This window comes from Brucella anthropi (assembly GCF_046630315.1).
GTDB classification, from domain to species: Bacteria; Pseudomonadota; Alphaproteobacteria; order Rhizobiales; family Rhizobiaceae; genus Brucella; species Brucella anthropi_A.
The window spans coordinates 204,758-218,041 of sequence record NZ_LQBD01000001.1 but is presented as its reverse complement, the minus strand read 5'-3'; the positions used below and the strand labels follow the sequence as shown (position 1 = coordinate 218,041).

Here is a 13,284-nt window from a genome sequence, read left to right as displayed (position 1 = left end):
AAAACCGGCCGGTGCGGAGGAACACCGGCCAAGCCGCCAAGGCACAAAACATGGAGGAGGAACAACATGCTGAATTTATTAAAAGGGCTGCTGCTGGGCCTGGCGCTCAGCCTGGCAGGCGCAGCCGGGGCACAGGCAGCCGCATCCTGCGGCGATAATACGGGGCAGGCCGCGACCGGCGAGCCGATCGTGATCGGCGCCATTACCGGCAAGACGGGACCGGACGATTTTTCAAACTCCACCAAGGCGGCGAAAGCCTATTTCGACTGCCTCAACGCCAATGGCGGCATCAAGGGCCGCCCGGTAAAATATCTGGTCGAGGACGACCAGTGGAATCCGGAAACGGCAGCCCAGCTTGCCGCCAAGCTGGTCAACGATGAAAAAGCCGTCCTGATGGTCGGCAATTCCAGCTATGTCGAATGCGGTGCCAATGCCGAATTCTACAAGAAAGCCGGAATCTATGTGATCGCGGGCGTCGGTGTGCCACGCGAATGTTTCTTTGCGGAAAACTATGCGCCGACCAATGCCGGTCCCCGCGTCTCCATGCTTGGCGCAATGGGCTATGCGCTCGACCATCTGGACGCGAAATCGGTGGTCTGCATCGGCCCGAACATCCCGAATGTCGGCACATGGTCCTGCGATGGCGTCATGCTGCTGGCCAAGGAAAAAGGCTTTGCTGCCCAAACCATCCTGATGGACCCCGGCAGCGCGGATGCCACATCGATCATTCTGCAAGCGGCCGCCGGCAAGCCGGATGTGATCGTCCTCGGCATGTCGAAGGGCGTCGCCGTTCCCCTGCTCGTCGCCGCCGAAGAGCAGGGGCTCAATGAACAGATCACTTTCCTTTCCGCCGCATCGGCCTATGACCTTTCCGTACCGGAAACCATCGGCGCGGGATGGGACGGCAAGTTCTATGTGAACATGGAGTTCAACGATCTCGAAGCCGACACGCCCGACAATGCCAACTGGCTCGCGGTGATGGACGAATACGGCCAATCGTCCGACCCGCGCGATACTTTCGCCCAGGCTGGTTATCTTGCTGCCCGCATTGCTGAAAAAGCGCTGATGGGCCTTGATGGCGCCGACATCACGCGCGAAAGCGTTTCGGCGGCAGTGCGCAATGTGCAGGACTTCAAGAGCGATATATTCTGCACGCCCTGGTATTTTGGCGACGGAAAGCTGCGCCACAATGCCAATTCCACCACGCGCATGGCTGTCAGCGAAGGCGGCAAGTGGAAAGTCATTTCCGATTGCGCGCCCTCTCCCGATCCGGAACTGAAGGACATCCGGGCCTACGAAGCCAGCCTCAAGTAATCCACCTCACCCTGCGGGCGTTTGCCCGCAGGGTAATCGCGGCAATTCCCGTGCGGCGCGAAGCGCCGTGAATTGTCAGGCAAATGGTTCGCATTGCATCGAGGGCATCATGTCGCTTCTGCCATTTCTCATTTCCGGCCTTGGGATCGGGGCGGTCTATGCCCTGTCGGGTGTCGGTCTTGTCATACTCTATCGCTCGACCGGTGTTCTGAACTTCGCCTTCGGCGCTTTCGGCGCGCTTGGCGCGCATGTGGCATGGCAGACCCTGCAATGGAACATTCCACTGGTTTTCGCCATTCTGGCAGGCGTTGCGACCTCCACCGCCGTCAGCCTCCTTTATGGCCGTCTCTTCGCACCCATGCTGTCCCATCGCGATATCGTCGTGCGGGCCGTGGGCACGCTGGCGCCCGCCCTCGTGCTGATCGCCGCCATGGGGGTTATCTGGGGCGAACTGCCGCGTCGCCTGCAATTCCCGACCGATCAGATGTATCTCACCCTGTTCGGCGTGCGGCTGACCTTTACCAGACTGATCGCGCTTGTTCTGGCGCTCGCCATGGTAGCCGCCATTACGCTGCTTTTGAACCGAACGCGCCTCGGCCTTGACATGCGGGCGCTCGCCAATGACCGCGATCTTTCGGCCATTCTGGGCGTGCGCGTCCTGCATACGGAAACCGCGGCCTGGGTCATCACCGGCCTGTTTTCGGGGCTGGCCGGGCTGCTTCTGGCCGATCTGGTGCGCCTGCAAGGCACATTTCTAACCTTCGTCGTCATCCCGGCCATCGCGGCTGCAATTCTTGGCCAACTACGCTCGCTTTACATCACGGCCATTGCAGGCATCGGCATCGGCCTTGCCGAAGCCGTCCTGACACCCATTGCCTGGATCTCGCCCTACCGCGCCGCGGCTCCCTTCGTGATCGCGCTGATAGCGGTAACGATCCTCGGAAGCACCTCCAGAGCCGCTTTGAGGGACCGATGAACAACGAACGAACCCTTCCCGCCGCCGCCATGCCTTCGCTTCGCCCAAATCATCGCGCGTTCCAGCCTCTGGCCGTCATCGGCCTTGCCATGGCGCTGTTTGCCGCAGCAGTCTGCCTGTTGGCCAACGCCTTCTGGATATCGGCGACAACCTCGGCCATGGCGCTGTCGCTGTCCGTCGCCGGTGTTGCCCTGCTTTATGGCCAGCTTGGCCTTGTTTCGCTCTGCCAGTTCGCATTGGTGGGGGTTGGCGGGTGGGTCACGCTGCGCATCGGCCATGGCTTCCACCCGCCTTTCGAGATCAGCCTTCTGGCGGGCGGTGTAGTAGCGGCCCTTATCGGTCTCCTGTTCGGCATTCCCGCACTTCGCCTGCGCGGCCTCTATCTCGCTTTGGTGACGCTGATGCTGGCGGGCGCATTCCAGATCGTGATTTCCGCCTGGGGTTTTCCCGATGGCGGACCCGGCTTCCTTGGCCGCGCCGATGGCGCAGGCCGCGCCATGCTTGCCCGTCCGGCCCTTGCAACGGAAGCCACGCCTTATTTCCTTTATACCTGCCTCTTCGCCACCCTTGGCCTCATGCTGGTGCAGGCGCACAAGATGACCCGGCCGGGCCGCGCCTGGGCGCTGATCCGCAAGGGCGAGACCGTCGCCATTGCATCGGGCGTCAATGTGCTGGTGTACAAGGCCTGGGCCTTCGCACTGTCGGGCTTTCTCGCAGGCATTGCAGGCGGGCTTCTGGCAGGCAATGTCGGACAGCTGGAGGGGCGCGCCTTTTCCGCCTTCGAGAGCCTCAATCTTTTTGCGCTGGCGACGGTCGGCGGGGCATTTCACTGGTATGGCGCGGTCATTGCCGGCCTGCTGCTTCGGGCATTGCCCGCCCTGCTGACCGATCTCGGCATAGATGGTTATGTGACCATCGGCATTTTCGGTGTCGCCCTTTTCCACGCCCTGGCAACCGCCCCCAGTGGAATTGCCGGGCAGATTGCCGCCCTTCTCACCCGTTTCGCGAAGAGAGAGCCGCGATGATCGAAATTGAAACGCTTTCGGTGCGCTTCGGCGGCATCAGGCCGATTGACCAGCTGACCGCCGCACTCAGCGCGCCTGTCTGTGGTCTTATCGGGCCGAATGGCGCGGGCAAAACCACGCTTCTCAACGTGTTTTCAGGTTTCGTGCGTCCCGTCGAAGGTTCGGTGCTGATCGACGGCATGCCCTTGCTGCCGCTCTCGCCGCTGCAAAGGGTACGCGCGGGCCTGCGCCGCTCTTTCCAGACCGAACAGGTCGTCGAAGACCTCACCGCGCGCGACAATCTCGCCGCCATTGCCGACAATGTTGCAGCAACGGGAGAGCGTAACCGCACGGTCGACCATGCGCTCGATTTCATCGGCCTCGCTGCCGTCGCGCACCGCCCCGGCGCCGGGCTCAATCTTTTTGAGCGCCGTCTTGTGGAACTGGGCAAATGCCTGATCGGCAAACCGCGCCTCATCCTGCTTGATGAACCTGCCGCAGGCCTCACCGATGAGGAAGGCGCGCGCCTGCGCGATCTGGTTCTGGCCATCCCCGACACATTCGGCGCGCAGGTCATCGTCATCGACCATGATGTCGAACTGATACGCGCCATGTGCAGCCAGACGCTGGTGCTCGACTATGGCAAGCGCCTTGCCCTCGGCCCGACCGAAACCGTGCTGGCCGATCCCGATGTGCGCCGCGCCTATCTGGGAGAATTGTGATGAAAACCGATATGATCACGGTTGACGATCTCGTCGTCGAGCGGGGCGGAAAGCGGGTGCTGCACGGCATTTCATTCTCGCTGCAACCCGGCACGATCAGCACCCTGCTCGGCGCCAACGGTGCGGGCAAATCGAGCACGGTGATGGCGCTTGCAGGCGCCATTCCCACCGCTTCCGGCATGGCCTCGCTCGGCAGCACACGCCTGACCGGCCGCTCTCCCGACGATATCCGGCGCATGGGCGTCGCGATGGTGCCGGAAGGCCATCGCGTGCTGAGCCAGATGAGTGTGGAAGACAATCTCCTCGTCTCGGTTCTGGAACGCGATGCGGCCGCCCGGCGCGACGGGCTGGCACGCGCCTTTACGATTTTTCCCGAACTCGAAACCCGTCGCCATCAGCGCGCAGGCGATCTTTCTGGCGGGCAGAAACAGATGGTTGCCATGGCGCAGGCATTTCTCTCCCGACCGCGCTTCATGATCGTGGATGAATTGTCGCTCGGCCTTGCGCCCACCGTCGTCAAACGATTGGCCGAAGCGCTGGTGCTTGCCGCCGGGGATGGCATCGGCGTCTTGCTGATCGAGCAATTCGCCAATCTGGCGCTTGGCCTTGCAAGCCACGCCCTCGTGATGGAGCGCGGACGCATCGTCTTCGATGGCCCGTCGCAAACATTGCGGCAGCAGCCGGATATCCTGCACGGCGCCTATCTCGCGGATTGAGGCCATGACAGGCTTTCCCCCGCTCGAAGCTGCAACGGGCACGGACGTCCCGACCGTTGCGCGCCGCCTGTTCGGTACGGTTCGCCTGCATTTTCCCCATGGGCGGGAGGGTGCCAGCCGCCTCGTTTCAGCAAAATTCGGGCAATGCAGGCTGACGCGCCTCAATGCCGAGGCGCATCGGGTCGATGGCACGCAGGTACTGACCGATGGCCGTCGTCCCGATATGGTGAAACTCGTCATCCAGCCGCGCGGCAAGTCACTCTTCCAGCAGGCCGGGCAGAACCTGACAGTGGGCGGGCAGGCGCTTGTGATTTACGATCCGGCCTATAGTTACCGGCTCGACAATCCCATGCCGGTCGAAGTGCTGATGCTCCAGGTGCCGCGCGGGACATTGCCGCCCGCAATAGCCGGGCGGCTGCGCCGGCCGATGACGGTGCCTCTCGCTGACGGCGGACTGCCGAATATCCTCTTTTCCATGATGCAGGCAACCATATTGGAAATGAACCATCTCGACGGGGCCGGGCGGGAGAGCCTCGGGCGCGCCATGGTGGACCTCACCCGCACCATCGTCGGCGACCATATGAAGGCCGATGTCCAGGCCCAACCGCTTGCGCTGCTGTTCGACCGCATCAGGGACTATGTGACGGAAAACATTCGCCGCAGTGATCTCGACGCCGCCGACATCGCACGGCGGATGGGCTGCTCGGTGCGCTATGTCTATCGCGCATTTGCCGCGCAGGGCACGACGCCAGCCGATTTCATCTGGGAACAGCGCCTTGCGGCAGCAGCCGAAATGCTGCGCAACCGCCCATCCCGGCCGGGCCTCATCGCCGAAACCGCGTTCGAATTCGGTTTTTCCTCCAGCGCGCATTTTTCACGCCTGTTTCGTCAGCGCTATGACCATACGCCATCGCAATGGCGCGAGGCGGCGAAGTGACCGCCGCCTCTTGATTTTCAATCGCACATGGCCTCGGCAACACGCAGCGTATCGGTGAACTGCTCGAAGCGGCGGATTTTTCCGTCGGCAACGCCCCAGACATGCACCACCCGCACGTCCATCGCCTTGCCGGTCGCCTTGTTACGGGCGGTATAATTGCCGGTGGCCACGACGTCGTCCCCCGCATCGAGCAGGCGATCCAGCGTGAAGGTATAATCATCCCAGGCCGCGCCAAGTGCGGCAAAGACGTTTTCCACGATGGCCATTGGCCCGACATAGGTGCCCGCACAGGGAAAACCGTCCATCTCCGTCCAGCGGCAATCTTGCGCTATGTCGGCGAGCATCCCGTCCATGTCCCGGCGCGCATTCGCATCGTAATGCGCCTTGACGATCTCGTAAGCGCTACGCATCAGACTGGCTCCTGGCCGGGCTGGTAGAAGGTGACGGAAGCCTTGCGGATAAAGGCGCCGGCGGGGCTGTTCTGGATGGCCCCCTGGCCGTTGATCCCGAGGAACTTGCCTGTCGAACGCATGTCGGCAAAATTGTAGAAGAAGGTAGAAGCCACCGGAATCTTGAATTCACGGAAGGTGAAGACATATTGGTTCTCGGCAAACTTGTAGGTCGTGGCAAGGTCCACGTCGCCATGGCCGCGCTGCACGCCCACGAGGCATTGCCAGGCATAGCGCTTTGACGACAGATAGGTGTGCTCGTAGACATGGTTGGGGCTGTAGGTGAAATGGGCGCGCAGGCCGATCAGGTCGCGCGTTTCCTCCGGCACCATGCCGCTCGGCTCGCCACCCGCGATGACACCCGGACGGAAGATCTGGCCCACCTGCGGCTCGCCCACCGTTTCCTCCTTGGCGCGCACGACCGAAAGGATCGACAAGGCACGGCGCGAGGACAGATTGAGGATCAGCGTTTCCGCTTCCAGCGGCTTTGCGGCGAAGATGATCTCCACGAAATAGGTATCCGGGGCGACTTCCACGACCTCCACGGCATCCGTGCCGGACCCGGATGCATCCTTCCAGATCACCTTGTCTTTTGAAAATTCGAGCGAAAGTTCGCGTCCATCGTCAAAGCGGACCGCCTGTTTCGTCCCGGCAAGCGCATCGCTTGCGGGCAGACGGTTGGTGTCGATGCCATAGGCGAACTGGTCGTAGGTTTTCCAGTCCTTCGGGTTTTCAAGTGCCATTCCGGTTCCTCCTATTCCACAAAAGCCAATGTCGGCAGATCGACCGTGCCTGCGCCGCCGTCGACGGTCAGGATCGCGCCGTTAATCATTGCGGCCTCGCCGCAGGCGAGAAAGCAGACGGCATTGGCGACTTCTTCCGCCGTGGCCGGGCGTCCGAGCGGCACATCCCTGGTCACAAGCGCATAGGCCTCGGCAATCGAGCCGAGCTTATGTTTCTCGACCAGCACTTCCATCTGCTCGTCCGCCATGGCGGTCGCAACCCAGCCGGGGCAAACCGTGTTCGTGCGCACGCCGAAGCGGCCATAGTCGCGCGCCAGCGATTTGGCGAGCCCGATGCAGCCATGTTTCATGGTGACGTAGCCCACGGCATCCGGCCCCGCGAAGAGGCCCGCAATGGAGGAAAGCACGACGATATTGCCCTTCGAACGGATGAGGTGCGGCAGGGTTTCGCGGGCCGAGACGAAAGCCGTATTGAGGTTGAGCCGGATCGCCTGCTCCCATGTCTCGTCGCTCATGGTTATGGTTGGCCCGACGCCATGACCGCCCGCATTGGCGATCAGGATATCGATGCCGCCAAACTGTTCCGCTATCGCGGACACGGCAGCCTTCATGCTGGCTGTGTCGGCGGCGTCGGCGGCAAAAACGGCGGCCCCGGTTTCTTCCGCAACCGCACGCAACGGTTCGGGCCTGCGCCCGATCAGCGCCACCTTTCCGCCCTCGGCAACAATCCGCCGCGCAACGGCGGCCCCGATGCCGGTGCCGCCGCCGGTGACGATGGCGACCTTGTTTTCAAAACGCATATGTTCCTCCCGTTTCTCAGGCGATCATGCGATGGAAAGGCGGTATCGTCGCGTCTGGTCCTGCACTTCCTTTTGTCTGGAACTGCACTTTCCACCGTGCCCAAAATGAAGCAGGCGGCCCGTCAGGTGCCACCTGCTGTTCAATAAATCCTGGCGTCCGGGCTGGCTGGCCTGCCCGGCTCGGTTGTCTTGAAGTCGGCAAGCAGCCTGGTGGCGGCGCTTGCAAGCAGGGTCACATCATTGCCGATGGCGACAAAGGTTGCGCCAAGGTCGAGATAATGACGGGCAAGCGACAGGTCGCTGGTGAGAATGCCCGCCGCCTTGCCGTGCCCGACGATGCGTTGAAGTGCATCCCGCACGGCGTCCTGCACCTCTTCCGCGCCCGGCCTGCCCAGATAACCCATATCGGCGGCAAGATCGGCAGGGCCGATGAAGACGCCGTCCACGCCTTCGGTCGTGGCGATTGCATCGAGATTGGCAAGTCCCGCCCGGCTTTCCACCTGCAACAGAAGACAAACCTCGTCATTGGCCGTTTGCAGATAATCGGGGATGCGGTTGAAGGCGGAAGCCCGCGCCAGCGCGGAACCGACACCGCGCACCCCATGGGGCGGATAGCGCATGGCCTTCACCATGGCTTCGGCCTGTTCGCGGCTTTCGATCATGGGGATCAGCAGGGTCTGCGCGCCGATATCGAGCAACTGCTTGACGATCCATGTCTCGCCGACAGGCGGCCGCACGACCGGATGCGAGGCTGAACCCGCCATGGCCTGAAGCTGTGAAACCAGAAGAGGCACATCATTGGGCGCATGTTCGGCATCGAGCAGCAGCCAGTCATAGCCGGCTCCGGCGCAGATTTCGGCCGTATAGGGATTGGCGAGCGCCTGCCACAGACCGATCTGGGCGCGGCCTTCCTTTAGCGCGGCCTTGAACTGATTTCGAGGAGCAGGCATCAGACATATCCCTTTCAGCACCGGCCCAAAAATCGGAATCGATTTTTGGAAAGCACGATGCGTAGATGCAAAAAATCAGGGCGACCCTTGGGCGTCCAATCGGACGCACGGCGCTCTATAGAAAATGACAGGCAATCGTGCCGCAAGGCCCGAAATCCGCATTGATCGTGTCGCCATGGCGCGCCTCCACCGGACGGATGAACGATCCGGCCAGCACGATCTGCCCGGCTTCGATGCCCTCGCCATAAAGGGCCAGCCGGTTGGCAAGCCATGCAATGCCGCGCGCGGGATGGTTGAGAACTCCGGCTCCCAACCCCGTTTCCTCCACTTGCGCATTGCGTGAGACGATGGCGCCCATCCAGCGCATGTCCACCTGGTCGGGCCGCATCTGCCGTCCGCCAATAACGATGCCGGCATTGGCCGCATTGTCGGAAATGGTGTCCACGATGCTGCGCGCTTTCTTCGTTTCAGGGTCCACGCGTAAAATGCGCGTATCGAGAATTTCCAGCGCGGGCGTGACATAGTCGGTGGCGTTCAGCACATCGAAAACCGAAATATTCGGTCCTTTCAGCGGCGCCTTCATGGTGAAGGCGATTTCCGCCTCGATGCGCGGCTGGATGAAGCGGTCGGCGGGAATGACCGCGCCGTCTTCAAAAGCCATGTCATCGAGCAGCACGCCGGAATCGGGAATGTCGATGTTCAGCGCATATTGCATGGCCTTGGATGTAAGGCCGATCTTCCAGCCGATCACCCGGCGGCCGGCGGCGTGCCGCACACGATCACGTCGCCCGGCACCAGCGTCGTGAAAGTGGAGACATAGTTGATGATCCTGCGGAAAGAGAAGATCATGCGGCTGGTGCGATCCTGCTGGCGCACCTCGCCATTTACCCGCGTCGTCAACTGAATATCGGCTATCTGGCTTTCATCCATATAAGGCACCAGCCATGGCCCGATGGAGCCGGTGGCATCGAAATTCTTGCCTTGCGTCACGTTGAATTTCGCATGGCGCACCCAGTCGCGGATCGTGCCTTCATTGCAGAGCGTGAGCGCGGCAATGTGATCAAGCGCATTCTTTTCCGCAATGCGCCGCCCGCCCTTGCCGATGACGATGGCGATCTCGCCCTCATAATCGAGCTGCGGGCTTTCCGGCGGGCGCATCAGCGGGCGATCATGCCCGGTGAAGGACCGCGGAAACCGGACGAAGAGCGAGGGATTGGACGGCGCGGCCTGTCCATCCTTGTATTCCTCGTTTCGATCCGGAAAATTGACGCCGACACAGATGATCTTTTCCGGCGAGGGGATCGGAATCTCATATGTGATGGAAGAAAGCGGAACATCGGCGGCAAGCCCTGCCGCCTCCTGCGCAAGCTGCGCCAGCGCACCGGCCTCGATCACCTCGCGCAAGGTCGGCCAGCGAGAGCCATGGCGTGCCGAAAGATCGACAATACCGTCTCCTTTCAGCACGCCATAGTGCCTGCCCCCGCAGGTCGAAAAACTTAAAAACTTCACCGTGACCTCCTCGGATTTCCTTCCGTTCCGCGCCACCCGCCACAGGGGCGGATGGCGTCGGGACCGCCCATCAAGGGGCGACGATCGGCTGTGCCTTCAACACGGAATCGATTGGCTGCACGTCTGCAAAAAGGCTGCCTTCCTCGAACCAGGATTTCGGCGCAGGCGCGCCCCAGAGCGTCTGGCGCTGCGGGTCCTTCAGATCCCACTTGATCGGCTCCAGATCGGGATCGACCGTCTGGTAATCCGAGCAGTAGATTTCGATGCGATGGCCATCCGGGTCGCGCACATAGAGGAAAAAGGCATTGGAAATGCCGTGGCGGCCGGGACCGCGCTCGATATTGGCAAGCCAGCCGCTGGTGGACATGAGGTCGAGCAGGTCGATGATGTTGAGCGGCGTCGGCACCCAGAAAGCGGTATGGTGCAGGCGCGGCCCCTTGCCATTGGTGAAGGCGATATCGTGAACGCCGCCCTTGCGGTGCGTCCAGGCGGCCCACAGGCGGCCGGTTTCCGCATCCTCGGTATATTCCGTCACGCGGAAGCCAAGCTCGTTATAGAAGGCGACGGATTCATCCACATTGGGCGAGAAGCAGTTGAAGTGGTCGATCCGCAGCGGCTTCACGCCCTTATAGAGCGCATATTTCTGATGGATCGGCGGCAGGCGGTCCATTCTGGAATAGAACTCAAGTGGAATGCCGTGCGGATCGCGCGTGCGCAGCGTGCGCGACTGGTAGGGCCGCTCCACCCATTCGACAGGCAGGCCCTTGCCCTTGAAGAAATGTTCGGCCCGGTCGAGATCGTCCTCCGAATAGAGCTTGAAGCCAAGATCGCGGGCTTGCGCCTTGTCGGTCTTGCGCAGAACGATGCAATGATGCCCGCGCTCTTCCATGGCGCGCAGATAGATGGCGTCAGCACTTTCGTCGGTCACTTGCAGTCCAAGCGTATCGACGTAGAAAGCCCGCGACTTGGCAAGGTCTGTCACCCCAAGTTCGACATGCGACAGGCGCACGATGTTGAATGGCGGGTGAAGGTTAGGGGTCGGCAAGGGCATGAATTTCCTCCTCAATATGTCAGATGCGGCGATGCGGGGTTTGAATGCCCGTCCTCAGCCGCCGAGTTTCGCAATCGCGTGCGCAGCGTTGGCGAAGGCGATATTCTTGGTTTCCATGTAGAAATCGAACGACCAGTCGCCGCCGTCGCGGCCGATACCGGAATTCTTCACGCCGCCGAAGGGCGTCGGCAGATGGCGCACATTTTCCGAGTTGACCCAGATCATTCCGGCTTCCAGCGCATCGGTGAAACGGAAAGCGCGGGTCACGTCACTGGTCCACAGATAGCCGGTCAGGCCGTACTGCACATCATTGGCAAGCGCCAGCGCCTCGGCCTCGTCCTTGAAAGGAATAGCGGTCAGAACCGGGCCGAAAATCTCCTCCTGCGCGATGCGCATGCCATTGTGGGCGGCGGTGAAAAGCGTCGGCGACACATAGCAGCCACCGCCCGGCCCCGCGAATTTCGCGCCGCCTGCGGCAACCGTCGCGCCTTCGCTGCGGCCGATCTCGATATAGTCCAGCACTTTCTTCTCGTGGACCGGATGGATCAGCGGGCCAACGACCGTTTCAGGATCGAGCGGATGGCCGACCTTGATGCGCTTTGCCTTTTCGGCGACCAGCGCGGTGAATTTTTCATAGATGCTTTCTTCCACCAGCAGGCGCGAGGAAGACGTGCAGCGCTCACCGTTCAGCGAATAGATCATGAAGACGGCAGCATCGGCGGCGCGCTCCAGATCGGCATCGGCGAACACGACCACCGGGTTTTTGCCGCCAAGCTCGAAGTGCACGCGCTTCAGCGTGTCCGCTCCCTGCTTCATGATGAGCGAGCCCGTGCGGCTTTCGCCCACAAAGCCAATGGCCTTGATGTCTGGATGCTCGGTCAGCGCCTTGCCCGCATCTTCCCCGAAGCCGTTGACAAGGTTCCACACGCCCTTCGGCAGGCCTGCTTCCTCGGCAATCTCAACGAGCAGGCGCGCGGTCAGCGGTGAAAATTCAGCCGGCTTGTGAACCACGGTGCACCCTGCCGCCAGTGCCGGCGCGATCTTCCAGGTCGACAGCATGAAAGGCGTGTTCCAGGGCGTGATGACGCCAACCGGCCCGATGGGCATGCGGGTCGTCATATTGACCTGGCCGGGGCCGCGAAGCGCCCTGCCGTCGCGGGCTTCCGGCGCGCGGTCTGCGAAGAAGCGGAAATTTTCCGCACCGCGCAGGGCTGCCTTCGCCATGAATTTCAGCGACTGGCCCGTATCCATGCATTCCACGAAGGCGATTTCCTCGGCGCGGGCAACAATGGCGTCGGCGATCTTGTGCAGGAGCTTCTTGCGCGCATTGCCCGGCATCGCGGCCCATTCGGGAAAGGCAGCCTTTGCCGCCCTGGCAGCACGGTCGATATCCGCCGCCTTGCCCAGCGCCACCGTTGCCAGCGGCTTCAGGTCCACCGGCGAAATCGTCTCGAAGGTCGCGCCATCGGTAGCGGCCACGTCTTCACCGCCAATGCGGTTCAGGACCCCTTTTTCAAACCGGGCAAGATAGGTTTTTGCTTTGGCGACATTGTCGTCGAGCTTGGACATGCTTTACTCCGTGATGTGGGCCGCGCTGTGAAAACAACCGGCGGCGACGCGCTGCAAGGCGCGTGTGGATCAGGCCTGCTTCTGGCGCAGGCGGGGATGAATGGCGTTTTTCTTCCAGCTGAGGCGCGGATCGATCTCGCGGATCTCCAGCGTCAGCGCGAAATGCGGCGTGGCGAACAGCGGCGCCAGAAATTCGGTAACGGTGGCGAAGATCGCTTCGCCGGTCCTGTGCTTTTCCTCATCGGTTCGCCCCACGCCGATGCGGAAGCTCATGTCGATGAAACCATTCTGCGGCAACAGGTCGGCGACGGCATAGGCCCCGGCGCGAAAGGCGCGCACGCGCACCGCGCCCAGCTCGAAAAGCCCCGTATCCAGGATCGTCCTGTGCACGGCGCGGCACAGACCGTCGAAGTCGACCGCGCCGTCGAGATTGGAGGAGTACTCCATTGTAAAATGCGGCATTTTTCCTCCCTCGAAACCCGGCCCCGTACCTGTTCCGGCTGTTCGCTTGCATTGCGATCTGTCGTGATTATATTTAACATGT

Annotated in this window: 13 protein-coding genes and 2 pseudogenes; 6 read left to right on the top strand and 9 right to left on the bottom strand. The window is 61.9% G+C overall.

Translation table 11 applies throughout. From position 1 onward, the window contains the following. The first annotated feature begins 66 nt into the window (after positions 1-66). The 6 genes from AVM02_RS00960 (at position 67) to AVM02_RS00935 (ending at position 5,669) form a co-directional block, all read left to right on the top strand. Complete coding sequence (locus AVM02_RS00960; protein WP_411505148.1) at positions 67-1,314, top strand: ABC transporter substrate-binding protein; 1,248 nt, start codon at positions 67-69, stop codon at positions 1,312-1,314. 109 nt (positions 1,315-1,423) lie between these two features. Then, positions 1,424-2,290, top strand: coding sequence for a branched-chain amino acid ABC transporter permease (locus AVM02_RS00955; RefSeq protein WP_411505147.1), 867 nt, complete (start codon positions 1,424-1,426; stop codon positions 2,288-2,290). Positions 2,291-2,319: 29 nt separating this feature from the next. Continuing rightward, positions 2,320-3,315, top strand: a complete 996-nt coding sequence (locus AVM02_RS00950; protein WP_411505295.1) for a branched-chain amino acid ABC transporter permease — start codon at positions 2,320-2,322, stop codon at positions 3,313-3,315. After that, complete coding sequence (locus tag AVM02_RS00945; protein ID WP_411505146.1) at positions 3,312-4,016, top strand: ABC transporter ATP-binding protein; 705 nt, start codon at positions 3,312-3,314, stop codon at positions 4,014-4,016. Before AVM02_RS00950 ends, AVM02_RS00945 begins: the two co-directional genes overlap by 4 nt. Continuing rightward, positions 4,016-4,732: an ABC transporter ATP-binding protein gene (locus AVM02_RS00940; protein ID WP_411505145.1), complete on the top strand. Its 717-nt coding sequence runs from the start codon at positions 4,016-4,018 to the stop codon at positions 4,730-4,732. Before AVM02_RS00945 ends, AVM02_RS00940 begins: the two co-directional genes overlap by 1 nt. 4 nt (positions 4,733-4,736) lie before the next feature. Continuing rightward, the gene (locus tag AVM02_RS00935; RefSeq protein ID WP_411505144.1) at positions 4,737-5,669 is read left to right on the top strand and encodes a helix-turn-helix domain-containing protein; all 933 of its coding nucleotides are present in this window, start codon (positions 4,737-4,739) and stop codon (positions 5,667-5,669) included. A 17-nt stretch (positions 5,670-5,686) separates the two neighbouring features. Here AVM02_RS00935 and AVM02_RS00930 read toward each other — a convergent pair whose 3' ends face one another. The 9 genes and pseudogenes from AVM02_RS00930 to AVM02_RS00890 all read right to left on the bottom strand — a co-directional run bounded on the left by AVM02_RS00930 (position 5,687) and on the right by AVM02_RS00890 (position 13,202). After that, positions 5,687-6,079, bottom strand: coding sequence for a nuclear transport factor 2 family protein (locus AVM02_RS00930; RefSeq protein ID WP_411505143.1), 393 nt, complete (start codon positions 6,077-6,079; stop codon positions 5,687-5,689). Then, positions 6,079-6,861 carry a MoaF C-terminal domain-containing protein gene (locus tag AVM02_RS00925; RefSeq protein ID WP_411505142.1) on the bottom strand — a complete coding sequence of 261 codons (783 nt, stop codon included), beginning with the start codon at positions 6,859-6,861 and terminating at the stop codon, positions 6,079-6,081. Before AVM02_RS00925 ends, AVM02_RS00930 begins: the two co-directional genes overlap by 1 nt. 11 nt (positions 6,862-6,872) lie before the next feature. Beyond that, the gene (locus AVM02_RS00920) at positions 6,873-7,661 is read right to left on the bottom strand and encodes an SDR family NAD(P)-dependent oxidoreductase (RefSeq protein WP_411505141.1); all 789 of its coding nucleotides are present in this window, start codon (positions 7,659-7,661) and stop codon (positions 6,873-6,875) included. Positions 7,662-7,801: 140 nt separating this feature from the next. After that, entirely contained in the window at positions 7,802-8,611 is an 810-nt protein-coding gene (gene hpaI, locus AVM02_RS00915) for a 4-hydroxy-2-oxoheptanedioate aldolase (RefSeq protein ID WP_411505140.1), read from the bottom strand. A gap of 115 nt (positions 8,612-8,726) precedes the next feature. After that, positions 8,727-9,377, bottom strand: a pseudogene (hpaH, locus tag AVM02_RS00910) (2-oxo-hept-4-ene-1,7-dioate hydratase); the annotation flags it as partial. Then, a pseudogene (locus AVM02_RS00905) lies at positions 9,362-10,120 on the bottom strand (fumarylacetoacetate hydrolase family protein); the annotation flags it as partial. The pseudogenes hpaH and AVM02_RS00905, both read right to left, overlap by 16 nt. A 70-nt stretch (positions 10,121-10,190) precedes the next feature. Next, positions 10,191-11,171 (bottom strand): 3,4-dihydroxyphenylacetate 2,3-dioxygenase, encoded by a 981-nt coding sequence (gene hpaD / locus AVM02_RS00900; protein WP_411505139.1) that lies wholly within the window; start codon positions 11,169-11,171, stop codon positions 10,191-10,193. A gap of 54 nt (positions 11,172-11,225) precedes the next feature. Then, a complete protein-coding gene (gene hpaE, locus AVM02_RS00895) occupies positions 11,226-12,740 on the bottom strand; it encodes a 5-carboxymethyl-2-hydroxymuconate semialdehyde dehydrogenase (RefSeq protein ID WP_411505138.1) in 1,515 nt (504 codons plus the stop codon). 69 nt (positions 12,741-12,809) lie between these two features. Further along, complete coding sequence (locus AVM02_RS00890; protein WP_411505137.1) at positions 12,810-13,202, bottom strand: 5-carboxymethyl-2-hydroxymuconate Delta-isomerase; 393 nt, start codon at positions 13,200-13,202, stop codon at positions 12,810-12,812. Positions 13,203-13,284 lie beyond the last annotated feature (82 nt).

Coding starts and splice junctions, on each gene's coding strand:
- AVM02_RS00945 (WP_411505146.1), top strand. CDS start 3,312: ATGATCGAAATTGAAACGCTTTCGGTGCGCTTCGGCGGCATCAGGCCG.
- AVM02_RS00920 (WP_411505141.1), bottom strand. CDS start 7,661: ATGCGTTTTGAAAACAAGGTCGCCATCGTCACCGGCGGCGGCACCGGC.
- AVM02_RS00955 (WP_411505147.1), top strand. CDS start 1,424: ATGTCGCTTCTGCCATTTCTCATTTCCGGCCTTGGGATCGGGGCGGTC.
- AVM02_RS00930 (WP_411505143.1), bottom strand. CDS start 6,079: ATGCGTAGCGCTTACGAGATCGTCAAGGCGCATTACGATGCGAATGCG.
- AVM02_RS00960 (WP_411505148.1), top strand. CDS start 67: ATGCTGAATTTATTAAAAGGGCTGCTGCTGGGCCTGGCGCTCAGCCTG.
- AVM02_RS00950 (WP_411505295.1), top strand. CDS start 2,320: ATGCCTTCGCTTCGCCCAAATCATCGCGCGTTCCAGCCTCTGGCCGTC.
- AVM02_RS00935 (WP_411505144.1), top strand. CDS start 4,737: ATGACAGGCTTTCCCCCGCTCGAAGCTGCAACGGGCACGGACGTCCCG.
- hpaE (WP_411505138.1), bottom strand. CDS start 12,740: ATGTCCAAGCTCGACGACAATGTCGCCAAAGCAAAAACCTATCTTGCC.
- hpaI (WP_411505140.1), bottom strand. CDS start 8,611: ATGCCTGCTCCTCGAAATCAGTTCAAGGCCGCGCTAAAGGAAGGCCGC.
- AVM02_RS00925 (WP_411505142.1), bottom strand. CDS start 6,861: ATGGCACTTGAAAACCCGAAGGACTGGAAAACCTACGACCAGTTCGCC.
- AVM02_RS00940 (WP_411505145.1), top strand. CDS start 4,016: ATGAAAACCGATATGATCACGGTTGACGATCTCGTCGTCGAGCGGGGC.
- AVM02_RS00890 (WP_411505137.1), bottom strand. CDS start 13,202: ATGCCGCATTTTACAATGGAGTACTCCTCCAATCTCGACGGCGCGGTC.
- hpaD (WP_411505139.1), bottom strand. CDS start 11,171: ATGCCCTTGCCGACCCCTAACCTTCACCCGCCATTCAACATCGTGCGC.